The sequence below is a fragment of the Planctomycetia bacterium genome (genome assembly GCA_016795155.1).
In the GTDB taxonomy this organism is placed as follows: domain Bacteria; phylum Planctomycetota; class Planctomycetia; order Gemmatales; family HRBIN36; genus JAEUIE01.
Genome location: JAEUIE010000032.1, coordinates 1 through 25,551 on the forward strand (window position 1 = coordinate 1; position 25,551 = coordinate 25,551).

The window sequence follows — 25,551 nt, forward strand, 5'->3', positions numbered from 1 at the left end:
TTAACGTGGCTAATGACGTGCCTTCCTTGGCACCACGCAAAGCCTGATCTCCTGATGTGTTGTGTTGCTGTTCGCAAACTACAACGTAACCTCTTGAGATCAGGCTGTTTAGATCAACTTAATTACCGGATGGCCTCTACACGCAAACCGTGGCACCCGATTCGGTAAACACAAGCTATTGTCCCTGCTGTTGAATTTGCTGAATGTTAGCAGGCTGATCCAATTGTGCCATGAATTGTTGAGCCTGGGTATTGGTGGGATTCTGCTGCAGGGCGAAACCGGCGTACTGCCTGGAGCGTTCTGAATCGCCAACGTGTTTGGCCATTTGTGCCATCTGCAATGCAGCCTCGCTGGGGTTCATGATCTTGCTGAAATACTGATACCCTTCTTCGTACCGACCTGCTCGAGCGAGCGTGAAGCCATAGTTCATGGCATAGGTTCGATTATTGGGATCGAGTTCCGCTGCACGTTTCATGGCATTCAGACTCAAATCAAATTGTTTGACGCGAGCAAAGAACAAACCAGCTTCATGGCAGGCGGCGGCATCAGTGCTGTCTTTGCCGGTAACATTCTGCATAGCCTGGCTGAAGTGCTGAGACGCACTTTGAGCATTACCTTCGAATTCTTCAACGCGGGCCAGTCCTGCAATCGCTGCTGGCCAGCCTGGCTTCAATCGCAGTGCCTGGGTATAGGCCTGCTTGGCACGCCAGCTCTTATCTCGCTGTTCGGTGACATCGGTGGCTGATTTCGCCAGTGTTTCATACATTTTGCCGGCTTCGAGGCAGGTTTCCGGTTTCGGTTGCTTGACCGTCACCGGTTCATCTTTCTTGAATTGTTCAGCATTGGGGCCGGAATACTTCAGCATCTCTTCGGATGTCATGGGTTCGGTAACCATGCAGCCGGACAGTGTACTGGCCAGAACGGCCAAGCAAATGAAGTGCGTGCGCATCCCTGCTTCCCCCAGAGCCACGTGAAACGGTTCATCATGAACCTGTCAGGAGGATCCCCATCCTGCCTGATTTCTGCCACGGTTGATTAGAACTCAGCAATGAATGTCGTTGCTGCTTCCGAAATCAACTGAGTGGTCAGTTTCACGGGTTGTCGTTTAAATCGGCAAATGGACTGCACAATCTCCAACAAATCTCGACAATCGCTCGCACGAGGATTACGGCCTCGATTGTAATAGCGTTCATATAGGTAATCGATCGCTTCAGGGCAGGTGTTCATACCCAGACGCTTGCAGTTGGCTACAAAGATTTTTTCGTAGGTTTCCCGCGTTGGTGCATTGATGCCTACCTTGTGACGAATACGTCGCAGGAACGCATCATCGACCAGGTCTTTCGGATCGAGATTGGTCGAGAAAATGATCAACTGTTCAAATGGAATTTCAATCTTCTTGCCTGATGCCAGGGTCAGATAATCATGGCGGTTTTCCAGGGGAACAATCCAGCGATTGAGTAGTTCACGGGGGCTAACGAGTTGTCGCCCGAAATCGTCAATCAGGAATACGCCACCGTTTGACTTCAGATGCAACGGTGCCTGGTAGAAATTGGCCTCGGCAGAATAACGCAAATCCAGCATGCTCAAGTTCAATTCACCACCGGTTACAATAACTGGACGGCGGACACGCACCCATCGGGAATCAACAGCATTGGTATTCAGCAGGCGGCGAATAGTGGCTTCGTTGTCGTCCAAACGTTCATCACCACGGTCTTCCACCACCTGATGTACGGTTGGATCAAATACGGTAACGACATGCCCTTCGCTCTGGAAAGCATAAGGCACATAGATTTCACCACCGCAGCGATTCATGAAGTCGCCAATGCTGTTGGCAACCGCTGTTTTTCCATTGCCTGGAGGGCCATAGATAAAAATGGATCGACCGCTGACTACAGCAGGGCCAATAGCCAGGAATAACTCATCAGGAATGACCAGGTGTGAAAAACACGACTTCAGTGTATCGGGAATACAGTGAATGCCCGTAACCGCCTGTCGATAAGTCTGCTCAACATAATCTTCAAGAGGCACCGGGCAGGGACCAACGTAGGCACAAGTTCGGAATGCAGCCTTGGCACGATCACGCCCCTGATCGGTGAGGTTAAAGCGGTAAGAAACCTGCCCGATCAGATCACCGCCAGCCACTTCGATGCAATGCTGTTGCTTCAGGAAATTGATTGATTCTTCCAGCACTTTGAAGGGGAGGCACAATGAACGAGCCAAGTCCAGTCCCAGCATGGTGCCTCGAGTGAGCAGCATTCGGAGAATCATGTCATTAAGCAAGGCAGCATTCAGTCCAGCTTCCTTCAAGTTTTCAGGCGAAGAAGGAGCTTCCGGCATGTTGGAAATATCCCAGTCCAGCATGCCACTGGTGCGGGATGCCAGAGCAGAAAGTGAACTGCGACTGAGACTGGGTGAAGAAGGTGTTGATTTCATTACGCGCGTCCTGGGGAAGATCGTGTTTCGATGTTTACGCGGTTATCCGCGGGGTTTAATGCGGACAATGATGTATAAGCCAACCAGCATGAAGAAAAGCCAGAGTTGAACCAGTCGTCCGCGATCCCAGCCTATGCTGCGAATCCACGAAACGGTTTCTTCCCACCATCGTGGGGCGGCAAATAGTGGAAAAGGTGGTTCTTGACAGAAAACACATTCATCTGCTGGAGATAATGTCGAAGAGGATGAATCAGCGAAGACTGGGAATATGCAGCCTAATGTCAGCAGCAGTGAGAAACAACATCTATAAGCAATTAGATTCATCATTAATAATCCCTCACAGCCAAACCGAGCGGCTGTGAGGGAGGTTGAATTCACGCAACGATTAGTTGCCACCACCACCACCACCACCGGTATCCTGGAAGCCAGGAATCATGAAGTAGCCGCGGGAAGTGCCTCGGATATTGCGGATAGAAGCATTACCTTCGGCTCCGCTGATACCAAGCTTGGCCGGATTGCTGACCACAACATTGAATGCAACGTCAGGTCGTTCCATCTTGAGGAACTTTTCAATCTCCAGCTTACGTTTGGTATTGAGATCGTCGCGCTTGCTCGCATACTCCTCAGGCTTCTTGTAATCCAGATCGTACGAGTTCTGTGCGGTCTGGAGATAGATCACCGTCTCCGGTGCCGGGCGACGGTTGGCTAATCGTTGCAGGTGAGCAATGCCACCTGGGTTCAGTGTTTCTGATGCTGGATTGAAGTGATGAACATACAGAGTTTGTTCATAGATCAATCCGTTTTGTATCTGCGCCTGGCGAATGTCGTTTATCGCTTCACGCGCCTTGCAATTATATCGTTCCGGATAGCATGGATCCACGATTTCGTGGAAGGTTCCATAACATCCTGTCAGGGAGAGCACGCCCACAAGAGCACCTGCCCAACCCGCCCTGGTTAATACGCTTCGTCGCATGGTGGTCATTCCCTCCTTGACCTGTTCCAAGCCTCAAGCGGATGTCCTTTTCCGCTCCATGGAGGTTGGTATGGTGTTCCCCGATCTCTCCACCACCACCGCTAGTATCGTCCCCCGTGAAGGTCTCGCTAGAGATTCTTCTGGACTTGTATAGCTGCAGGCCCTGCCAATACCACGAAGATACCCGGGAAGATGAACAGGACCAGCGGGAAGATCAACTTCACCGCAGTCTTGGCCGCTTTCTCTTCTGCGATCTGGCGCCTTCGTACCCGCATGGAATCTGATTGTACTCGCAAAGCCTGCCCCACGCTGGAGCCAAACCGGTCGGCTTGCACCAGAATCGCAGCCAGGCTTTTCATATCATCCACGCCGGTACGGACCCCCAGGTCGTGCAACACGTCCCGGCGGGTACGGCCCATCTGCAGTTGGAAGTTCGCGATGTTGAACTCCTCTACAATAATCGGCGCATGCTCCCTCATTTCTTCGCAAACTTTCCGCATTGCCGCATCTAATCCTAGTCCCGATTCGACGCAAACTACCATCAGATCAAGTACATCCGGCAAAGTAAGAAAAATACTCTCTTGCCTTTTACTTCGAAGATACATCAGTACGAAAGAGGGACCAAACAACCCAATCAGCAAAGTCAGCAGGATGGAAACCGGTGCATTCTGGATTGCTGCATAAAAATTTAATATATCTCCGTCCGGCGCATTCATGGGAAGTATGATGAACAACAAGACGATGGCAGCAATCGAGATTGAAAGCGTTCGGATTCCCATAAACACTTTCGGAGCATTTTCTGATCGGAAACCAGCCATCGCTAGTTCCTGTCTCAGTTTCGATTGTTCCATCTCGGTACGAGGCATCATGGGTTTGGCAAAGGCCATCGCCTTGTCAATGATGCTCTGCATCTTTCGGTCGACGGAACCAGTACTGCCTTTGGCTGCCAGGTCGAGGTCCATCATGGACTGAGTCCTGCCCAGCTTGGCCAGACGGTCTTCCGCCTTGGTATTTCGGGAGGATAGCACTGTCAGCAACAGCCAGATTCCGGCGAACATGGCACCGAAGGCCAGGAATGGCAGGATATCCTTGATTTCAATAATGGCGAACACTTCAAAGCTCCACGTTAGACCCTGGGGACAGTCAAACGGCCATTAGACCTTAATGTTGACAATTTTGCGAATGACAATCGCTCCCAATACCTGCATGATTAATGCATACAGGCTCCATTTTCTGCCTGTCTCATCAGTCCAGAGCACGGCAGCATAATCGTAATTCAGATGGATGATCATCAGCAACATGACGAAGGGTAATGCCATCAGCACAGTACCCGAAAGTCGGCCTTCACCTGTCAGGGCCTGTACCTGGCCCCAGATTCGGAACCGTTCGCGTATGACATAGCTGATCTTGTCGAGGATTTCAGCCAGGTCGCCACCGGTCTGCCTTTGAATGATGACGCTGGTGACAAAGAAATTAAGGTCTAGACTGGGAACTCGTTCGGCCATGGCTTTGAGGGCGTCATCGACAGTCACACCCAGGTTTTGTTCTTCATAAACTCGGCCAAACTCCGTCGAAATTGGGGGAGGCATTTCTTCGGCAATGATCTGCAGGCCTGAAATTAAACTCTGTCCTGCCCGTAAAGCTCTGGCCAGCAGTTCCAGAGCATCTGGCATCTGAGCAGTAAATTTCTTCAGGCGTTTTTTCCGCTTCTGCATCACCACGTACCAGGGAATTGCTCCCATGATTAAGCCGGGAATCACAAACAGAGGGAAAGGTACCTGCATGGCAAAACTGGCACCAGAACCCAGCAGAATGAGCAATAGCGACAGCGACATAAATGCGCTGGGGCGTATATTCATTTCCGCCTGCTGGAAGTACTTTTCAATCGAGGGTATCTTCGGGAGCAACTGCTCCATCAACGATTCTTTATCACTGGCAAGGGCCGCATCCTTCCAGATTTCAACGGAAGCTTGCATGCTCCGGCTCATGCCAGGCTGGCTTCCACCATCGCGGGTGAACAGTTCCAATCGCTGTTCCTGCATGGAACGACGGCTGGACATCAGGCTGCCAATGCCGAGAAACAGCCCTCCCACACCAAGAAATGCCAGGACAGGCACAATGATCAACCAGAGATTTTCCATTTTTCGGGCTTCCAAACACCTTCAGCAGCATGATTGGTGAGAAACACCACGGGCAATTCAACTGCTGACGGTTAACCATAGCTTGCCAAATGCCTGCGAGCAAACTCAGGCACTAATCCCTCAGCAATACACGTTCTTGGAACAGGTTCGATGGCAGCTTGATGCCTGCTGCTTCCAGTTTGGGTACGAATGTCGGCCTCACGCCGGAACATTCAAATTGACCAAAGGCTCGACCATTCTGATCGATGCCAAGTTGTCTGAATCGGAAAACTTCCTGCATCACAATAATGTCTTGTTCCATACCCACTATTTCCGTGATACTGGTAACTTTACGGGGGCCACCCTGAAGACGGTTAGCCTGGATAATAATATCCACTGAGGAAGCAATCTGCTGCCGCATGGCTTTGATTGGAAGTTCAAATCCTGACATCATTACCATGGTTTCCAGACGTGCCAGGCCGTCACGAGGTGTATTGGCATGCAACGTAGTCATGGATCCATTGTGACCGGTGTTCATGGCCTGAAGCATATCGAGAGCCTCGCCACCACGACATTCACCGATGATAATACGCTCCGGTCGCATACGCAATGCATTACGCACCAAATCCCGGGCATTGATCTGCCCTTTTCCTTCAATGTTTGGCGGCCTGGTTTCCAGTCGCACCACGTGATCCTGCTGTAATTGTAATTCAGCTGCATCTTCAATGGTAATGACACGTTCGTGGCCGGGAATGAAACTCGATAACGTATTGAGCAGCGTAGTTTTACCGCAACCAGTACCTCCGGAAATCACGACATTCAACCGTGCCTTGATGGCAGCTTCCATTAAGATCGCCATTTCCTTGGTAAACGCATTGAAATTCAGAAGATCATCCAGTTTCAGAGGATTGGAACCGAATCGGCGAATGGAAACCGTTGGACCATCGAGTGCCAGCGGTGGAATAATCACATTCACACGGGACCCATCAGGCAGACGTGCATCGCAAAGCGGTGAAGTCTCATCAACACGACGGCCTACTTTGGAAACAATACGATCGATAATCTGCATCAGGTGAGGATTATCGCGGAAACGCACATCGGTTTTTTCCATTTTGCCGCGGCGCTCAACATAAATCTTCTGTGGACCGTTGATCATAATATCCGAGATCGTCGGGTCTTTGAGCAGAATTTCAAGCGGACCGAAGCCAAAGGTTTCATCGAGAACCTCATCCACCAGCCGCTCACGTTCCATGCGGTTGAGTAATGGGTTTTCCGTATCGCACAGACGCTCAACCACCAGACGGATTTCACGGCGCAGGACATCATCCTTCAGTTCGCTGACACGAGACAGATCAAGCTTTTCCACCAGCTTGGAATGGATGACGCGTTTGAGTTCATCGAAGCTTTTGCCCGACCTGCCATCCGCGCCAACTTGCGAAGCAGGCATGGCGGAATTAGGTGGAGGGAGGGAAGGAATTCCGGAGAAGGTGGGACGTTGCAGCGAAGGAAGTCCTGCTCCGGAATTACCCATTCCCGGTATGGACGGACGAACCAGTCCGGGAAGCGAGGGAGCGCCACCAGCGGGATTCAGGCCAGGTAGTCCACGAGGGGGTGGTACGCGAGACATAGTTGGGCGATCTCCTGCATGCGTTCCGATAACGCGAACTTACTTTTTGGCACCAAAGAAGCTGAACGCTGATTTCTTCTTGGGTTCCGGCACCGGTTCAGAACCTACGCCGGTAGTCAGCACGCGCGCTAATTCCATTAAATCCATGCATGGTTTTGATTTGGGGGCAAACTGGATCAATGGTTTGCCTTCATTTCGTGCACCCATCAATGCTTTGCTGTCATTGGCCACTTGCCAGAAAATGCTAGAGCCCATGAATTCTTCAGCTTTATGCTTGCTGATCATCTGGTCTTCAGCACCAACACGATTGATGATAATACGGATTTTCTCATACAACCCTTCCACTGCCTTAAAAGTAGGCAGCAGGCGAGTGATATTGTGAATGCTCGAAAGCTCCAATTGCCCGGTCATCAGGATGATGTCAGCGATACGCATTGCTGCAACATCGGTCGGCCTGAAACTCTTCGACAAATCAACAATGACGTGTGAGAAAGTAGAACGCATCAGGCTGAGCAGTCGCAATACATGCTCTTCATGAATCAGTCCCAGGTCATCCAGGTTTTCCGGGTGAGGCAGCACCATCAGTCCGCTGGAATGCTGGAACAGCACACCTTTCAGAAACTTCTGATCAACTTCGTTAATATTGGTGGCAAGATCGGACAAAGTGTAAGTTGGTCTGAAATCAAGCAGGATACTTGTATCACCCAGGGCCAGATCAAGATCTACCAGAACCACTTTGTTTTCGGGAAGTGAAGCGAGGCAACAGCCGAGATTGACTGCTAACGAAGTAGTGCCGATGCCGCCACGCGAGCCTGCGACAGCAATGATCACACCACCAGCACCGGTTGCGCCAGCCGATTGATTCTCACCACCAGGACCAGTTGCAGGCCCCTTGATGCGGTCAAGAACAGTCAGAAGGTCTTCTAGTTGCAGGGGCAGCGCAAGAAATTCCTTCGCACCTGAACGCAAAGTCTGCAGAATGAAAGGGCCATCTGTACGGCTACTAACCGCCAGGATGTTGGTTTGCGGAAATTCCATCGAGAGTTGCTGGATCAGATGCAGCGCACGACTCGGGTCACTGTCCAGCGTAATGATCGCCAAGTCAGGACGATACTGGTCGATCACATCGCGAAAGAATTCATATCGATTCGATTCTGCCTCCAGGTAAATGGATTCAACACCCAGCAGCAAATTGCGCAGTGGTTCGCGCGTTGCATTATTAGGGTCGCAGATCGCAAGTCGCCGAGTTTCCATCATATCGAGCTAATCCGCCGAGTCTTCTTCGTCTTGGGCAGGGACGCTTCCGTACGGCATCCAACAAACCTGATTTTACAGGCTTGCAAACCACTCTAGCATGTAAATTCTGCACTTTGCCAGACTTTTCAAGAATCCTGCACAAACATTTCCAGATTCATTGACAAAATAATCGGGCTTCGAAATTGAGAATTGGATGCGATTTTTATGCTTCAACATGAAGTTTTGAAAGGAATTTATCCAACTAAAAGCACTTACGATGGCAGATTCAGTTCGATCAGTTGCCAAAGGCTTGGATCTTCTGCGTACGGAAATTCAGGACCTAAACTCAACGTCTGTTCCCCCAGTTCGCTATCCCGCACAGCATAGAAGAAACCAAATTCCCTGTTAAGCTCAGGATCAAATCCATTCAATGCTTCACGTGGGACATAACACTCAAGCCGGTAACCATCCTTAAAGTGATGTTTGCGAACCTGCAGCACTTCAGGAGAACTAAGTGGTGCATCAGCCAGGGCACGATGAATTTTCGTCTGGCCAGCGCTCGGCAATTCACCCTCTCCGCCAGGCAGAAAATAAAAATGATGACAATGCCTGCTCGCACGATGGCTCTCGCGGGTACTGCGTGTATCAATCCACAGTGAAATACCATCACTGGTTCGATATTTACCTGGATCGACTCGGACAGGACGGTCTTTGCCTTTGACACGTAGTTCAAAACCCATTCCATTTTCATTCCAGCCTATACGGATTTCGGCGAACCCTGGCTTTTCCGTCAATCGCAATGAATCCGGAATGGTGCAGGTCTTGCTTAATCCTAGGAGGTCTTCACCTTTTTTGATTGGCATCTCTTTGACATACAGACAAGGGTAGCAGAAGCGAAAGAGAAAACTTGGCGGAATATGTGACATGGAGAATACTCGAATTTCTTCCTTGTCTAAAGCAGAGTTCTACTGTTTTATGAACTGCTGTGAAACTAATCAGGTGAACACATGCAAACCTGGCAACTGCCCGAACGACAGATTGAGTTTGGCCCTGTGCCGCTGATCATGGGAATCGTTAACGCTACTCCCGACAGTTTCTCCGATGGTGGAAAGTACAACCCGGTTGAACATGCGTTGCAACTGGTTGCCGATGGCGCTGACATTCTTGACATTGGTGGTGAATCAACCAGGCCTGGTGCCTCTCCAGTCAGCGAGGCGGATGAACTCCAACGAGTCATTCACGTCATAGAAAAACTGGCTACACAGGTAAAGGTGCCACTTTCAATTGATACTACCAAGGCTGTGGTAGCACGCGAAGCCCTGGCAGCCGGAGCCAGCATCATCAATGATATCTCTGCTCTGGAAGCTGATCCGGCAATGGTGCAAATCGCTGTTGATTCTCGTGCTGCGATTATTGCGATGCATCGAAAGGGCACACCACAAACGATGCAGGTTGATCCTCACTATAACGATGTTGTCGCAGAGGTCAGGCAGTACCTGAAATTGAGGTTGTTAGACTTGGCATCTAGTGGTATAGCCCAAAACAGGATAGTTCTCGATCCAGGCATTGGCTTTGGCAAACGCACGCAGCATAACCTGCAGTTGCTTGGTCATCTGGATGAGTTGCTGTCGCTGGGCAGCCCCATTTGCCTGGGAGTTTCCCGCAAAGGGTTCATCAATCGAATCCTCGAACGGGAAGGCCATGCTGAGGTGGGAGACTTTGGTACCGTTGGTGTCATGCTCCACGCCTATGCTCACGGCTGGATGCAGATTGCACGCGTGCATCAGGTTCGCGGATTGAAAGATGCTTTCACACTGTTTGCAGCACTCGACGAGGCTGGAAAAAGTTGAGTCTCCAGACAGTGGCACAACAGTTCTTACCACGGATGGTTCGAACGTGAAACCAGGATCAACGGAATGATCGAGCGGTTCTTTCAGATATATCAGGCACTCGGCATTCGCGATCTGGTCGAAATCAGTCTGCTGGCGCTCTTCATCTATATGCTGTTGCGATTTATCGGTGCCACACGTGGTACAGGTATGGTACGTGGCCTGGGCATTGTGGTAGCCATTGGCGTGTTTGGTGTTCAGGTCATCATTGCTAGCTTCGATTTGACTGAACTCAACAAGATTCTTGATTATATTCTGGCATCAGCCTTCATTGGCATCATCGTCATCTTTCAGCCCGAACTGCGCAGTGGATTATTTACCCTGGGCCGCTATCGGCTGTTCAGATGGTTCAATTCCGCGGAAGAGAGCCGGGAACCGTTTGTTGACAAGTTGGCGAATGCTGCGGTTGAGCTCTCCAAGGAATGCATCGGCGCGCTGGTAGTTCTTCAGCGTGAAGCGAGCTTGCAGCCTTACATACAAACGGGCGAGGAACTCGACTGCCAGGTGAGTGAAGGCCTGCTGATTTCGTTATTTCAGAAAAACAGCCCACTCCACGATGGTGCAGTAATCCTCGCACATAACCGTCTGGCTGCTGCTGCCTGTCAGTTGCCACTGGCTGAGGCGCCGCAGGGGGCCAGTGCGTATGGCATGAGGCATCGAGCAGCGTTGGGTATCACTGAAGAAACTGATGCTGTTGTCGTTATTGTCAGTGAGGAAACAGGCCGGATTTCCCTTGCTTATGGCGGGCAACTGGAAACAGTTTCCCGCGACATGCTTGCCAGGCGACTGGTGGCTGCCTTACAGGGGCAGGTGAAACTAAGGGCTGCGGCTTGAGAAAGCGCTAATCATGTTCGATCGATTTATCATGACTCCGATTATCGCCCTGGGCCTGGCATTCCTGGTCTGGGTCTACATTCGCAGTCGAGATCAGGAAGTGCAGTCGTACCAGATTCCCGTGGAAGTCTCACTCGATCCGCAGCATCAGGATCGGTACAGCTTTGTGAGCAAACTCGACAACCTGACGGTTCGCGTGAAGTTTTTCGGCTTACCCAGCCGTTTGCGTGAAGTGAAGGAACTCGCGGAGGCTCGGTCGCTGGTGCTTCGTCGCATTGTCCGCGTTCCAACCGAAATTGATCAACGGCAAGACGATGAGTACACGGAGACGTTTCAGTTGGATGCCGCATCCTTATCCCTTCCACTGGGTGTGCATGCGGATATCAATCCTGTGGAAGGACGATTACAGGTCAAACTGCAACGCATGATGGAACGCACCGTGGGATTGCTTCCCATGGTGACAACTGGCAGTGAACAATATGTTGTCGAAAACATTCGTCTGGAACCAGCTACCGTTAAGGTATTTGGCCCTAAGAGTGTGGTTGATCAACTGACGCAGTTGTCTTTGGAAACCTGGCAACCACGATTACCAGGTGGTTTGACCATGACGGAAGAAGATGTTGCTGGCACCATTCGGCTGCCTACCAGGATCAAGCAGGATCTCGTTCGCATCACGCCTGATAAAGTTGAAATCAAAGCCAGGCTGAAGCCGGCGCTGCGTGTTTATGAACTCACCGATGTACCTATCTCGTTCCTGTGCCCGGCAAACTTTCCCTATCGACCTTTGTTCACTGCTGATCGGCAGGGGACCATTCCAGTGTTGAAAATCCGCGGGCCTCTTAATCGCAGTCCGGAAGTAAGAGCCTACATCGATCTCTCCACGCGGCCTAACTTGAAGCCGGGACAATATCCAGACGAAGTCATTCTGATCGACTTGCCCAATGGGTACTATCTCGCCCAGGATCCACCCAGGCTTTCAGCATTCAAGCTGGAACTGCTCGAATCCTCAAGGGGCATAGGGCCCTGATCATAACTGTTGTCTCAGCACTTGCAGCGAATGCTGCAACTCAGCCTTCCATGCCCTGAGCAGTTGTTGCTGTTGTTGCTGGAGTTTACTCTTTGGCAACGGTGTTGCTTTCAGCAGTGGGCTACCTGGTTCCTGAATCAGAGCGATGGCACCCTGGCTCACAACAGGCTTGGCCACACTTGGCTTTTGTGCAGTCTGACGAACTTTCTGCAACAATCCCTGTACCAGATCCGTTGAGTTTGTTCGAGTGGGTGAATTCAGGCTGCTCGAACCAGCGTTGCCTGAAAACGTAATTGACCAGTTATGTAACGTGCCTGAATCGCCTTTGACTTTATCTTCGATGATCAGATACCAGGTGCCCAGTGTGGTTTGTCCTTGCAAAGCCGTGAGCGATTGCTCAGGACGGAATGAACCTGCAAACAACCCAGTACCCTGCAGAATCGACTTGGTTGCTGATGAATCAAAGATCGTGTTGTTGTAACCTTTGCCACCGCCACCTCGACGGTTAGCCAGCAGGATTTCAGTACCCTGTGGCGAACACAGCTTGATCACCAGGTCTGACATCCAGCCGTGCGAGACATTGATCTGTACCTGCACTGCACCAACCAGTGAAGCATCAGGCACTGTTAGCGGATACTGATTATTGCTGTAATCAATAATGGAGCCAGGCATGTTAGCGCCTGAGTATTGATTCGTGGCAGTGTAATTGACCGAACCACCATAGTAATCGCCTGGCACTTCGCCATTGCTGCCGTTGTTGTTCTGGTTCAGTGTATTACCAGCCTGATCCAGAATGCCAATACCTAGGGTGATGGCATAGTTGCCCGTCTGCGATTGTGGTGCAAAGAGTACATCGAATTGCGTCGTGCTGCCATTCACTGCCTGGATACCGGTTGGTGTGATGCTTCCACCAGGGCCGTTCAGTTGAACAATATCAGTCAAATCAAAAGTATTCGCAGCTATCGGCTCACTGAAACTGACACGGATTCCATTCAGGCGATTATTGCCGGTGATCGCTGCAATGCCCGTCACTCGTGCCCCTTGAGTATCTGCAGGTGGTGGTGGGCCAGGGTCAGGCGGAGTGGTGGGTGTAAGAGCCTTGCCCAGGTTCAATCTTCCACCGGGTATCTTGGTGATGGTCGAAAGTTTATCTGCAGTGCTGACAACCTGTTGAATCACCTGGTTGGCTGACCAGTTCGGGTTCATATCGCGAACCAATGCGATGGCACCGGTTACAAACGGCGTCGCCATCGAGGTGCCACTGAGATAACCATAGCGATTCCCAGGCAACGTGCTGTAAATGCTGGCTCCTGGAGCTGCGATATCCACCGTCGTGCCAAAATTCGACCAACTGGCTAAACGATTCGTGCTGTCGAGACCTGCCACTGCAACCACATTGTCGAGATTGTAACTGGCGGGATAAACCTTGCTGGTATCAATGTTCTTGCCTGAATTTCCCGCTGCTGCGACATAGATATGTCCAGCAAGTCCGGCATTACGAATGCCCGCTTCTAACATCGAATCATAGACGGATGAAGTCCACGAATTATTGGAAATCGTTGCACCCATCTGCACGGCATAATTCAAAGCACGCAGTGCATTGCTCGTCGAACCACGTCCTGAATTATCCAGGAACCGCAGTGCCATGATTTGTACATTCCAGTTCACGCCCACCACGCCGGTGCCATTGTTACCAGCGGCTCCAATGATGCCAGCGACATGGGTGCCATGTCCATGTCCATCCATCGGGTTGCCATTGTTGCTGACGAAGTTGTATCCAAAGACATCGTCGACGAAACCATTGCCATCATCATCGACGCCGTTGCCAGCTATTTCATTGGTGTTTCGCCACATGTTGCCTGCAAGATCGGGATGATTGTAATCCACTCCCGTATCAATCACTGCAACGATGGTATGGCCCGAACCGGTGCTGATATCCCATGCTGCGGGACCATTGATGGAAGCAGTCGAGCTAACATACGCCCATTGGTTGTTGTAAAGCGAATCATTGGGCAGGGCATCAGCCTGGAAGATGTAATCAGGCTGAACTGCTTGAACTAGCGCACTGGCACTGTAGGCATCGAGAGCATCACTCAGGGTATACCCAGCGTTCACTTCAACTTCATACAGCCCAGGCACCAGGCTCAGTGAACTGGCCAGAGTAGTGCCGGGCAATGCCTGAGGTAACGCATCAGGTTTGAACTGCACCAGCAGATGATCGGGCCGATAATCGCTGGCCGCCAGGTTGGCCAGCAGGCTCGCATCAGGTTGCAATCGGTCTTCCAGAACCTCGACATAGAGCCGCTGTGAAAGCGAAACTTGACGTGGCGTTCGCATGCCCGTCTCCCTGATTCATCAAGATGGTTGAACAGGGGAGCATTGCACGCATGTGTAATCATGGCCAACGACTAAGCCGCAAATAACACCCTTTCGGCTTATGCCGAAGTTGCATCCTAGGGAACATGACAGTATGAAGCGTCACGCAAGGCCTGCGGATTGAGTTTGTGCTGTGGAGAATGTGGAATAGGCTGAGCGGTCCACAAAAGAAATGACGGGAAGCGGGAATTTGGGTTCAAGTCTTCATGGTACTTTGCAGCATCTCACCTTTCATCCCATATCTATCTGCTGTACGATAGCAGGGCTTTACTGCCCGCCACGGATGGAGTTGATCATGATTCGGAAGAATTCACGCCTTGCTACGCTTCAGCTTTTCATCTGCGTTTCAAGTCTGACGGCCCAATCAGAACCTACTGTCACAGTATTTCCAACGCTGGCACCCAATGTCTTTGGCTCGCCTTCCTTTTCGCCATGGGAAAGTAATTCTCTCAGTGCTTTACAGAGTGGGGCCACCACCGCGGGTGATCCATCGATACCCAGCTATTACGAACAGATTGCCAACGGTGCAGTAATCCCGGCGTGGCTGGCGTCCGATTTTCCAAGCTGGAAGCTACAGGCGAATCCCGGTGCAGTCTTCGGACCTGCCTTTGCCAGTGAGTTGGGAAACCGTCTTTATTTCAACCTGCACATTGTGGGCAACGGTACCGAATTCAGCTTGTCGCAGGTCAGTTTCCAGGCAACCAGTTCCGATCCAGGCAACTTCCTGGGGTTCAGCGTTGCCGCTGGCACTTACAACTACAGTAATGCCTTTGTGGGGCTGAACTATGGCCCTGATAATACCAAAGGTACTGGTGATGATTTCTTCGTTACCAGCGGACTGAACACACAATTGGTAGATGAACTGTTTGCCCGAGGTTCAGGCAATGCTCCAACCGTGCTGTCCAGCGATCCGGGCGTAACCGATGATGAAAGAATCAGCAATGCGCTTGCTGGCCTGCCCAGCTCATTTATCTTCCAAGGCGACTATCTGCTCAGTACCAGTGGTGGCGATGTCAATGGGAGCGCGTTTGTGGTGGTCAGTGTGCCAGAACCATCAACGGTAATCATGGCATGCGTAGGAGGTGCCGGGCTGGTATTAGTAGGCATGAAGCTAAAGAAACGACGACGACGGAAGATGAGAGCTGCAAAGACCAGTCAGGCATAGTCATGAAAACAAGCCGGGCTGCATCGGCAGACCGGCTTGGGGCGAATTTCAAATTGTAAGCAGTCGATTACTGCAAACCGCCGTGAATACGTTCTGGAGTCAAGTGGCTTGGCTGGTCGATCATCCAGAAGCGACGCCACTCCAGACGAGCCTGGCGTAAGTCTTCTGACTGATTCAACAGCTCCTGCATGCGGAGATTGGGATCTGATGAATACATGTTCAGAGGGACACAGCCTGTGCCACTGGCTACTACACACCCGAGCATGGCTGCGATAATGAGCCGACGCATGTCCTGAATCCCCCTCGACGTAGGTCAATAATGAAGCAATTGCTCCATCATGTACTGGAGTGAGTATCGGATGTAGTGGTTACGGGACTTGAGTCGTACTGTAACGATCAGCAAAAGAATAGCGATTTGGCGGATAGTAACAATTACAATGCCGGGGTTTTGGCTGTTTCAATGCTGGTTGAAGCTTCAGGGGCTTCGTCCTCATCATCGGTGTCGCCAGGCCGCAAGGGCGGTGCATCAGTGATTTTGTGAACCAGTTCTTCCATTCGCTTGCCGGGCTTAAAGGTCACAACATTCTTTGGTGGTACATCAACACGTTCACCAGTACGCGGGTTCCTGGCTTTGCGGGCTGCCCGCTGTTTTACTTCAAAAACACCAAAATTTCGCAGTTCTATTCGGTGGTCTTCACTGGAAATGAGAGTATCGATGATGGCATCAAATGTCAGTTGGACAATTTCCTTGGTCTTGAGTTGTGTCAGACCGAGCAGATCAGCAATATCCTTGACGATCTCTTTTTTGGTCACGTGCTGCTCCTTGTCGCTGAACACAACCTTGGAAACACCAAGCAGTGTGAATTGATGAAAGTCTAGTAACATCAATAACTAATGTCAATCATTGTTCTGAGGCAGAGTGGTACTTACGGCGATTAATCATCTTTGAAGATGACATAAAAATCATCAAATGCACGATATTTCTGCCATTGCAGCAGCGAGTTTGGCCTATAACAGTGGTATATGTCAGCCCTGTTGCTTCTCTTCATTGTCTACAGCATCAAGTCATGAAAAACGTCGTTATTACCGGGGGTTGCGGGTTTATCGGTTCCAACCTGATTCGCTGGCTGCTCGAACACCGTAAAGATTGGAACATCATCAACTTAGATAAACTCACGTATGCAGGTAATCTGGAGAATCTTGCGGGGATCAGCTCCACTCGCTACCAGTTTGTGCATGGCGACATTACTGATAAGGCCTGTGTGCAACGGGTGATTCAGCCTGGAACGCACTATATCATGCATCTGGCGGCAGAGAGCCACGTAGACCGTAGCATCATGGATGCCGGGCCGTTCATCAATACGAACGTCGTGGGTACCCAGGTGCTGCTCGATGTTAGCCGGGCTGCAGGTGTGCAGCGATACGTTCAGGTTTCAACCGATGAAGTGTATGGCAGCCTTGGTGCCACGGGCCTGTTTACGGAAGAAACGCCGCTCAGCCCCAATAGTCCCTACTCAGCAAGCAAGGCATCTGCAGACCTGCTGGTTCGCAGCTACCACCATACCTATGACATGGATGCAGTTACCACCCGATGTTCCAACAACTATGGCCCATATCAGTTTCCTGAGAAATTGATTCCGCTGTTTGTTTCCAATTTGATGAACGACCAGCAGGTGCCTGTTTATGGGGATGGTCAGCAGGTACGCGACTGGATTCACGTGGAAGATCATTGCCGGGGCATTGTTGCAGCGTGTGAAAAAGGTAAAGCTGGCGAAGTGTATAACTTTGGCGGCGAAGCGGAACGTACCAACATGCAACTGACACGTCGGCTGCTGGAGATTTTGAAGAAGCCCGATTCGCTGATCAAGTATGTTGCAGATCGCCCTGGGCATGATCGCCGTTATGCGATTGATTGCACCAAGGCCAAGAAAGAACTAGGCTGGAAACCTGAAGTTACATTTGAAGATGGCCTGGCGCGCACGGTTGAGTGGTATCAGCAAAATGCCTCGTGGGTGGAACGCATTCGCAGCGGTGCGTACCGGGAGTATTATCTGAAGCAATATGGCGGAAGATAGGGGCAGGGGACATCAATGAGGCAGGAGCAAATCTACTTCTTGATATGGGTTGGTTTATTGCGCAAACTGATATAGTAAGTCAGCGACAGAGTCAGAAAGCCCGCGACGCCAAGCCAACGCATCGGCCCTATGGCAAAGATCACCGCAGCGTTAAACCACATGAACAAGAAGAAAAGATGCAGTGACAAAGTAATCCATTGGCTGCGATGCAGATAACTTTGCGGCCTGATCGACCACCAAATGGCATCCAGCAGCCAGAGTGCCAGCAACAGATAGTTCAGATAGATACCTTTGCCCACGCCGCCTTGTTTTTTGGTAGCCTGCCAGGCAGCATCATGCGACCAGCGATGCACCAGATGAAATGCCAATGTAACATGGATGGCAAAGACTAAGGCGGCAAAGTTCCATAGCAAGCGTGCCCATGGCCAAGCTTTGCCATACAGTTGCATCAATATCGAAGAACAGTAGAACACGAAACTGAGCCAGGCTGTCCCACGTACCAGTAATTCGTCCATTAATCGGTTTCCAACCAGTTCGGGCCGATACTGGCATCCACCTCGACTGGCACATCCAACGGCATGGCGTGAATCATCTCATGTACGACCAGTTCTTTGACATGGTCGAGCACTCCATTTTCGGCTTCCAGCACCAGTTCATCGTGAATCTGGAGCAAGATGTATGCAGGCAATGCTTCCTTCTTCAATCGGCTATGGATGTTCAGCATGGCAAATTTCATCAGATCAGCTGCTGAACCTTGGATGACAGTGTTGATGGCTTCCCGTTCGGGCTGGTTACGGTTCTTGTAACTTGAGTTGGCACGGATGCCGGTGATCTCGCGGCGTCGCCCAGCCAGCGTGGTGACAAAACCATTCTGCCTGGCATCGGTGAGTACCTTATCCTGAAAACTGACGACGCCGGGGTACTTGGCAAAGTAGCTGTCAATGAAATCGGTTGCCTCTTCGCGTGAGATGCCCAAGGTGTTGGAAAGACCGTATGGACTCAGCCCGTAGAGTACGCCGAAGTTCACCACCTTGGCGACACGACGTTGTTCAGAAGTAACCTGTTCTTCTGGAACGCCAAACACCTGTCCCGCTACGAAAGAGTGAATATCCTTGCGGTCCTGAAAGGCCTGTTTCAGGGCAAAATCCTGCGATAGATGTGCAAAGACCCGCAGTTCAATCTGTGAGTAATCGGCCGTGATCAGTTGGCACCCGGGACTGGAGATGAAAGCCTTGCGAATCTGCCTGCCCTGGTCTGTTCGCATCGGAATGTTCTGCAGATTGGGATTGCTGCTGCTGAGCCTTCCGGTAGCAGCCACTGTTTGATTAAACAGGCAATGCAGCCGCTGGGTATTGCTGTCGACCTGAGCAGGTAAGGCATCAAGATAAGTTCCCTTGAGCTTGGTAAGTTGCCGATAGGCAATCATGCAGCGAGGCAATTCATGCCCCTGGGCAGCGAGTTCTTCCAGCACCTCCTGACTGGTGGAAGCCTCACCCGTTTGGGCAGTTTTCTTTCCCTGAGGCAGCTTGAGTTCGCTGAACATTACTTCGCGCAGCTGCAGAGGCGAATCGATATTGAACTTTCTGCCTGCCAATTGATAAATCTGTTCCTGCAGTTGCTGAATTTGCTGACTGAATTCCTGCGAAAGATTCTTGAGCAATTGGACATCGAGGCATACGCCCCGCTCTTCCATGTCCATAAGGACAGATACCAGCGGAATTTCCAGATCGCGATACACCGGCATCAACTGTTTCTGCTCCATCTCTTTTTCGAGCAGTTCACACAGGCGTAAGGCAATATCTACTTCTTCCGCTGCATAGGGTATGACATCGGCAGTGCTGATGCTGCTGAGTGGTTTCTGTTGTTTGCCTTCACCGAGAATGTTTGACCACGGAGCAGGATCGTGATCGAGATGTCGACGTGAAAGATCAGCCAGGTGGTGAGTGCGCTCACCAGCCGAAAGCAGATAGCTGGCGAGCATGGGATCGCCTGCAACGCCCTGTACTTGTATGCCACGAGCGAGCAGTACTGCCAGGTCAAACTTGATGTTATAATTCAGCTTCTGTACTTCGGAATTTTCCAGAATCGGCTTCAGCTTCTTGAGCACATCTGGCTCATCAAGATGTTTCTGCTTTTCGGGCGATATCAGCGGCAGGTAAGCTGCTTCGCCTGCTTTCCAGGTAATGGAGATGCCGACTATTTCGGTCTGCCTGGGGTTGCTGCTGGTGGTAAGTAAATCGATAGCTACCCTGTTTTGCTGCCTCAGTTCAGTCATGAAGCTGGTGAGCCTGGGCGGCGTGTCGATCAGTTGATAATTACTCTCCCAGGATTTCTCCTCCAGGAACAGGCCTTGCGGATCGATGTTGACTACCTGATCATCGTCATCGCCCATGTCGAAGAGCATGCGTTGCTTTTTAACTTTCGCCATCTTCTTCGCGACTTCGGCACGAAGCTCGACGGCATGCCTGTTGAAACCCTGCTCCGCATAAAACGCCAAAAGTGCCTTGGCGTCAGGTTCCTGCAGTTTCCAATGATCCCATTCGATCTGCAGATTGACATGAGTATCGAGTTTTACCAGTTTTCGGGAAAGTTCCAGAACATTCTTATGTTGCTCCAGGTTCTCTTTTATTTTGCTTTTCTTCATGGCAGGCAGAGCAGCGAAAATGCCCTGCACGGTCTGATGCTCCTGCAATAGCTTGGCTGCCGTTTTCACGCCAATGCCCGGTATGCCCGGCACATTATCGACGCTGTCACCGGTCAGGGAGAGAAGATCAATAACCTGTTCCGGTGTGATGCCCCAGTCATCCATCAGTTCCTTTTTGCCAAACATCATATCCTTGCGGGCGTTGTAAAGAAAAACCTTGTCGGTAATCAATTGCCTGCAATCCTTGTCACTGGTGCAGATAGCGACTTCGAAGCCTTTTTCAGCAAATGCTACCGCCAGAGTTGCCAACACATCATCTGCTTCAAAACCACTGACTTCGACTGCTGGAATACGCATGGCTTTGAGCAGCTGCTTGATACCCTGCAGTTGGCCATAAAGGTCCTGAGGCATGGGAGTGCGATGAGCTTTGTATTCATCATAAAGATGATCGCGAAAAGTGGGGCCGGGCGGATCGAACACGCAGATGAGGTAGTCCGGGTTCCGCTTCCGCAACCGGTTCAAATCGTTAGCAAAGCCATAAATGGCATTGGTGGGTTGACCAGCCGGGCCAGTCATCATCGGCACCGCATGAAAGACCTGATAGATCAGGGAATGAGAATCAATGAGGTAGACCAAGTGCTATCCTTGCTGGCAAAGCAGTCAGATTTGTTATCAGAAACCCTTCATCATCAGATTTTATATGGGAGATTCTCTCGACATAGAGTCAGAAGCTGGTCAGAATAAAACCATCTTTGGAGTTAAATTGATGAAACGCCTGCAACCGCGTGCCGCATTTACTCTCATCGAACTGCTCGTAGTCATTGCGATTATCAGCCTGCTGATGGCCCTGCTGTTACCCGCCATTCAAAAGGTACGTGCCGCTGCTGACAAGATGCTATGTGCCAGCAACATGAGACAACAGGGGATTGCTCTGCATCATTTCCATAACGACTATAACGTATTTCCTGCATCGGGATGGACCAAGGCGGGTCCGGGCAATCCTGCTGGCAAATATGTTGGCTGGCGGGCTGTGCTCACTCCATACATCGAACAGGATAATATCCGCAAACAGTACGATCTCAATGTACATTGGTGGCAAAACCCCAACCTGACGCTGGCGGCTACTCCCATCAAAATTTATCTGTGCCCCTCAACTCCTGTCCGTGCCGTAGTCACGAGCGCGGTAGCTAAATCACCACGACCTGCCCTTACCTTTACGTTACCACCAGAACCAACCGATTATGAAGCCATCATGGGCGTGCAGGCCAGCATCAACCCCGCCTTGTATGGCACCGCGAGTGCCAATCGCTCGGTGATGTTCCGCGATTCAGCAATCCCACTGCCTCGCATTTACGATGGCAGCCACACGACAATCATCGTAGTGGAATGTGCAGCCCGCCCATTAACTTACCGAGGCAGAGTTCAACGAGCTGACATTCCCAATGATCAAGGAATTTGCTGGGCAGACAGCGAAGGTGCATTCAGCCTGGATGGCGCCAACGAAGATGGTTCATTGACCGGTCAAGGCCCCGTGCTTACTCCGAAAGCCATCAATGCCACCAACTACAACGAGCCCTACAGCTTCCATACACAGGGTGCCAACTTTCTATTCGCTGATGGTCACGTTCAGTTTCTGAATGAACGAATCAACCTGGAAGTGTTTGCTGCCCTTTGCACCCGGCAGGCTGGGGAAGTCTCGGTGCTCGATTAATTCGTCTCTTCCCAGACGTCCTCGCTGGCAAAGTACCTCGCTCGCGCTTCCACCTGGCCATTACGCAGTGCTTCCAGAAGATCAGTCTGGTCGCGGATGGCATGGGGAAAGACCGAATAACAATTCGCCACTTTTTCAATGACATGGGCATCACTATTGCCCAGCGCTGCCCACGGAGCAGGATGATCGCTCCAGCAAGCCCTGGCTTTCGTTCGGCAATGATCATCCATGTTGGATGACATCACCTCCAGGCCGTCAAGCAATGGTTCCTGGTTCATGATGGAATCGAAATCCTGCCCCCAGCGATAAGGGTGGGCAGCAAACACCGCACCACCCTGGGCATGTACTTCCCGACAAAGATCTTTCAATGGAATGCCTTTCGGCAATCTCATTGGATCGTACACGCCGTAACAGAGAAAGTGTCCTTCCGCAGCAGAAACTTCAATGCCTGCATAGACTTGAACCAGCGGTGTGGCAGCACGAAGTTCATCAAGTTCAGCTTCTGTCCACAGCCAGTCATGTTCGGTAATGACAACGCCGGTGAGTCCCAGTTCGCCTGCACGACGTACCAGCGCAAAGGGATTGATGACACTGTCGGGTGAGTGCCGACTGGTGTGCACATGCATATCAAAAGCAACAAGCGGCTTGCTCAAGGAGTGGAGCCCGGAAAGGGACTTGTTATCAGTTTCGCAACTACTTCATTATTATGAATTCGCAATGGGCTGACGTACCAGAAGTGGTGGCATTACTTTTTCCACATCACTGACAGATTTATGCTGGCAGTAGTAACGTCGGGCCTCCTGCAAAAACCGGAGTACCTGGGGCAGTTGCCAATCGGCATATGTCCACGGACGTGGTTCAAACTGGCGATCATGGTAACGCAGCGTTACTTCAGCAAAGATGCCGCCATGCAGATAGATGCGATGGGCCTGATCCTTGGTGGTAGCCAGCATGAACTTGCCGAGCGTGAGAAATCCGGGATCGAGGTTGAGAGGCCGTTCGATGTCGAATTGCCTGGATTGCTGAATCTCGCGTTCCATCTCGATGGTTTTACGCTTGATGGCAGCAAGCTGGTCAGGTTCATGCAACGAATGAAACGCCCAGTATCGCTTGAGTAAATCAGTACCCATCGTTGGGGCGTAATAGTCCGTTTGTCGAAATTCTATGGTAGGACCACTCACCGCAACTGTGCCGAATGCCTGGATCAGCCTGGGCTCAATGGCATCCAGCAATTCGCGGTGCTTGCTGAATCCCGCAATTACCAGCATGACAGGTTCTATACGACCGAGGGTTTGCATAATTCAATAGTGGTTAAGTAGCTAAGCAAAGAGAAAAGAAACAGAATTCTCTATATTCTAGCTACTTGCTACTAGCTACTTGCTTCCATCAGTATCATACGAGAGCAACTTGAGAATCAATGTGGGAAAGTGGTAGAACGCTACATGAATGAATCAGCGCAGAATCCGCACGCTCAACAGCTTCAAACCAGAATTGATAGCCGCCAGGCTCTGGTTGGTATCATCGGGCTCGGTTACGTGGGACTGCCTTTAGCCCAGGCATTTACCACGGGAGGATACCGCGTACTGGGCTTCGATATTGATACTCGCAAAGTGGAGAAGATCGCCCGGGGTGAAAGCTACATCGGCCACATCAATAATGACACCATCGCTGACATGGTGAAGAAAGGATTCTCCGCAACTACTGATTTCTCCCGCCTCCAAGAAGCAGACGCGGTGCTCATCTGTGTTCCCACGCCGTTAACCGCTGCCCGCGAGCCCGATTTGACTTACGTGGAAAACTCGGCAATAGCCATTGCAGATACGTTACGCCCCGGCCAACTGATTGTACTGGAAAGTACCACCTACCCCGGCACCACCCGCCGGGTGGTTTGCCCCATCCTTGAACAAGCTGGACTCAAATGCGGAAAGGATTTCTTCCTTGCTTTCAGCCCGGAACGCGAAGACCCAGGCAACAAGAGTTTCTCGGCTCCCACCATCCCCAAGGTGGTCGGTGGCATTGATGCCATCAGTGGCCAACTCGCCAACCTGCTCTATTCGCATGCCGTCAAGAAAACGGTACCCGTCAGCAGTGCGGAAATTGCTGAAGCGAGCAAGATTCTGGAGAACACCTACCGTGCTGTGAACATTGCTTTGGTAAATGAACTGAAAATGCTCTACGACCGCATGGGCATTGATGTGTGGGAGGTGATTGAAGCAGCCAAAACCAAACCATTTGGCTACCAGGCGTTTTACCCCGGTCCTGGTCTGGGTGGACACTGTATCCCTATCGATCCGTTCTACCTGACCTGGGTAGCCCGCGAGTATGGCTTATCCACCAGGTTCATCGAACTGGCTGGCGAAATCAACACCAGCATGCCTCACTATGTCATCGAGCGGCTAGGCAACGCACTGAACGACCGCACCAAGCCCATCCGCAGCAGCAGGATTCTGATGCTCGGCATGGCTTACAAGAAAGACATCGACGATCCGCGTGAATCGCCTGGCTTCGAGATTATGGAACTGCTGCTCCAGAAAGGCGCACAGGTCAGTTACAACGATCCGCATATTCCCGACCTGCCATCCATGCGGCACTATCCGGGCTTGAAGATGAAGAGTACTCCTTTGTCTGCAGAGATGTTGCGTAGTCAGGATGCCGTCTTGATTGTCACCGATCATAGTGCATACGACTGGAACATGATTGTCGAACATGCCTCACTGGTCATTGATACCCGCAATGCGTGCAAGGATGTGAAGAGCCGCGAGAATATCATCAAGGCTTAGGTGCCTCCATGATCCGGTTCTTCATCCGCGCCGACTGCACCGAAAGCAGCTTGTATGAATCTACCGTAAACTGTTTGCTTTTTTCGTGCTCCGTTTTGAGCGAATCCTTTTCCTGATAACTGGTAATGGTATAGTTCAGGAACTCGCCCTGTCGCTCGTAAGTGACATGGAGAAGTGATTGTCCGGTTTTGAACAGGCAGAACAGTTTGTTGTCGATCAATGTCATTTTCATCCGTATGCCCGACTTTTCATCGAGTTCGAACTGTCCATCAGGCATGGAGACCATTTCATAAGGTCGAACGCTTTTCTTGTCTCCGTCACCATAAGTAATGTGCCAGGTGAAACGAGTAGCATCGGGCAATGGCTTGATCGAAATGGAAATGGGCACTTCGTTTTTCGGTTTGCTTGGCGATTGGATTATCAGAGTGCCTTGCCAGTAACCATGCCATTTTGAAAGAAGTGATTCCGGTGCTGTGGGGAGCAGTAAGCCGACAGCAATGAGCAGTGATGCAGACATGGCAACCTCGATCATGAATTTGAAATGAAACAACTGACAGGACAGTTGCACAATTCCTATGCTTTATAAGTACCAACGCATTGTAAGTCTTGCCGGTCGGGTGCCACGGTTTGCGTGTACTCACGCTAACCATGCCCATTCACG

General features: G+C 51.0%; 23 protein-coding genes. 7 read left to right on the top strand and 16 right to left on the bottom strand.

Annotated features, from left to right (window positions below):
- Positions 1-175: 175 nt before the first annotated feature.
- From JNJ77_12280 to JNJ77_12315, 8 genes are all read right to left on the bottom strand, one after another.
- Complete coding sequence (locus tag JNJ77_12280) at positions 176-949, bottom strand: hypothetical protein (protein ID MBL8823360.1); 774 nt, start codon at positions 947-949, stop codon at positions 176-178.
- A gap of 86 nt (positions 950-1,035) precedes the next feature.
- The gene (locus JNJ77_12285; protein ID MBL8823361.1) at positions 1,036-2,361 is read right to left on the bottom strand and encodes an ATPase; all 1,326 of its coding nucleotides are present in this window, start codon (positions 2,359-2,361) and stop codon (positions 1,036-1,038) included.
- Positions 2,362-2,818: 457 nt separating this feature from the next.
- On the bottom strand, positions 2,819-3,406 hold the full coding sequence (locus tag JNJ77_12290) for a hypothetical protein (GenBank protein MBL8823362.1): 588 nt from the start codon (positions 3,404-3,406) through the stop codon (positions 2,819-2,821).
- A gap of 128 nt (positions 3,407-3,534) precedes the next feature.
- A complete protein-coding gene (locus JNJ77_12295) occupies positions 3,535-4,464 on the bottom strand; it encodes a type II secretion system F family protein (GenBank protein ID MBL8823363.1) in 930 nt (309 codons plus the stop codon).
- A 96-nt stretch (positions 4,465-4,560) separates the two neighbouring features.
- Positions 4,561-5,547 (bottom strand): type II secretion system F family protein, encoded by a 987-nt coding sequence (locus JNJ77_12300; protein ID MBL8823364.1) that lies wholly within the window; start codon positions 5,545-5,547, stop codon positions 4,561-4,563.
- Between the two features lie 112 nt (positions 5,548-5,659).
- Entirely contained in the window at positions 5,660-7,153 is a 1,494-nt protein-coding gene (locus JNJ77_12305; protein MBL8823365.1) for a CpaF family protein, read from the bottom strand.
- A 39-nt stretch (positions 7,154-7,192) separates the two neighbouring features.
- Positions 7,193-8,410 (bottom strand): AAA family ATPase, encoded by a 1,218-nt coding sequence (locus JNJ77_12310; GenBank protein ID MBL8823366.1) that lies wholly within the window; start codon positions 8,408-8,410, stop codon positions 7,193-7,195.
- 251 nt (positions 8,411-8,661) lie between these two features.
- Positions 8,662-9,315: a hypothetical protein gene (locus JNJ77_12315; protein ID MBL8823367.1), complete on the bottom strand. Its 654-nt coding sequence runs from the start codon at positions 9,313-9,315 to the stop codon at positions 8,662-8,664.
- A 138-nt stretch (positions 9,316-9,453) separates the two neighbouring features.
- Between JNJ77_12315 and folP the strand changes: the two genes are divergently transcribed.
- From folP to JNJ77_12330, 3 genes are all read left to right on the top strand, one after another.
- Complete coding sequence (gene folP, locus JNJ77_12320) at positions 9,454-10,239, top strand: dihydropteroate synthase (GenBank protein MBL8823368.1); 786 nt, start codon at positions 9,454-9,456, stop codon at positions 10,237-10,239.
- A gap of 66 nt (positions 10,240-10,305) precedes the next feature.
- Positions 10,306-11,112, top strand: coding sequence for a TIGR00159 family protein (locus tag JNJ77_12325; GenBank protein ID MBL8823369.1), 807 nt, complete (start codon positions 10,306-10,308; stop codon positions 11,110-11,112).
- Positions 11,113-11,125: 13 nt separating this feature from the next.
- Positions 11,126-12,139 (top strand): YbbR-like domain-containing protein, encoded by a 1,014-nt coding sequence (locus JNJ77_12330; protein ID MBL8823370.1) that lies wholly within the window; start codon positions 11,126-11,128, stop codon positions 12,137-12,139.
- Here the strand turns inward: JNJ77_12330 and JNJ77_12335 are convergent, their stop codons facing one another.
- Positions 12,140-14,476 carry a S8 family serine peptidase gene (locus JNJ77_12335; GenBank protein ID MBL8823371.1) on the bottom strand — a complete coding sequence of 779 codons (2,337 nt, stop codon included), beginning with the start codon at positions 14,474-14,476 and terminating at the stop codon, positions 12,140-12,142.
- 334 nt (positions 14,477-14,810) lie between these two features.
- Between JNJ77_12335 and JNJ77_12340 the strand changes: the two genes are divergently transcribed.
- A complete protein-coding gene (locus JNJ77_12340) occupies positions 14,811-15,680 on the top strand; it encodes a PEP-CTERM sorting domain-containing protein (protein MBL8823372.1) in 870 nt (289 codons plus the stop codon).
- Positions 15,681-15,747: 67 nt separating this feature from the next.
- On the opposite strand, the gene JNJ77_12345 is transcribed toward JNJ77_12340, so the two are convergent.
- Both JNJ77_12345 and JNJ77_12350 read right to left on the bottom strand, forming a co-directional pair.
- The gene (locus JNJ77_12345; GenBank protein MBL8823373.1) at positions 15,748-15,969 is read right to left on the bottom strand and encodes a hypothetical protein; all 222 of its coding nucleotides are present in this window, start codon (positions 15,967-15,969) and stop codon (positions 15,748-15,750) included.
- Positions 15,970-16,112: 143 nt separating this feature from the next.
- A complete protein-coding gene (locus JNJ77_12350; protein ID MBL8823374.1) occupies positions 16,113-16,493 on the bottom strand; it encodes an integration host factor subunit beta in 381 nt (126 codons plus the stop codon).
- Between the two features lie 254 nt (positions 16,494-16,747).
- Here JNJ77_12350 and rfbB point away from each other — a divergent pair, with 254 nt between their 5' ends.
- Positions 16,748-17,755, top strand: coding sequence for a dTDP-glucose 4,6-dehydratase (gene rfbB, locus JNJ77_12355; protein MBL8823375.1), 1,008 nt, complete (start codon positions 16,748-16,750; stop codon positions 17,753-17,755).
- Positions 17,756-17,787: 32 nt separating this feature from the next.
- Here rfbB and JNJ77_12360 read toward each other — a convergent pair whose 3' ends face one another.
- Complete coding sequence (locus tag JNJ77_12360; GenBank protein ID MBL8823376.1) at positions 17,788-18,270, bottom strand: hypothetical protein; 483 nt, start codon at positions 18,268-18,270, stop codon at positions 17,788-17,790.
- Positions 18,270-21,035 carry a DNA polymerase I gene (gene polA / locus JNJ77_12365; GenBank protein MBL8823377.1) on the bottom strand — a complete coding sequence of 922 codons (2,766 nt, stop codon included), beginning with the start codon at positions 21,033-21,035 and terminating at the stop codon, positions 18,270-18,272. The genes JNJ77_12360 and polA overlap by 1 nt, the downstream gene beginning before the upstream one ends.
- A 130-nt stretch (positions 21,036-21,165) precedes the next feature.
- Between polA and JNJ77_12370 the strand changes: the two genes are divergently transcribed.
- Complete coding sequence (locus JNJ77_12370) at positions 21,166-22,110, top strand: DUF1559 domain-containing protein (GenBank protein ID MBL8823378.1); 945 nt, start codon at positions 21,166-21,168, stop codon at positions 22,108-22,110.
- On the opposite strand, the gene JNJ77_12375 is transcribed toward JNJ77_12370, so the two are convergent.
- Positions 22,107-22,736, bottom strand: coding sequence for a PHP domain-containing protein (locus JNJ77_12375; protein MBL8823379.1), 630 nt, complete (start codon positions 22,734-22,736; stop codon positions 22,107-22,109). The genes JNJ77_12370 and JNJ77_12375 overlap by 4 nt on opposite strands.
- Before the next feature lie 78 nt (positions 22,737-22,814).
- Entirely contained in the window at positions 22,815-23,378 is a 564-nt protein-coding gene (locus tag JNJ77_12380; protein MBL8823380.1) for a DUF4416 family protein, read from the bottom strand.
- Positions 23,379-23,552: 174 nt separating this feature from the next.
- Between JNJ77_12380 and JNJ77_12385 the strand changes: the two genes are divergently transcribed.
- The gene (locus tag JNJ77_12385) at positions 23,553-24,890 is read left to right on the top strand and encodes a nucleotide sugar dehydrogenase (protein MBL8823381.1); all 1,338 of its coding nucleotides are present in this window, start codon (positions 23,553-23,555) and stop codon (positions 24,888-24,890) included.
- Here the strand turns inward: JNJ77_12385 and JNJ77_12390 are convergent.
- Positions 24,880-25,407 (bottom strand): hypothetical protein, encoded by a 528-nt coding sequence (locus JNJ77_12390; GenBank protein MBL8823382.1) that lies wholly within the window; start codon positions 25,405-25,407, stop codon positions 24,880-24,882. The two genes, JNJ77_12385 and JNJ77_12390, sit on opposite strands and share 11 nt — an antisense overlap.
- Positions 25,408-25,551 lie beyond the last annotated feature (144 nt).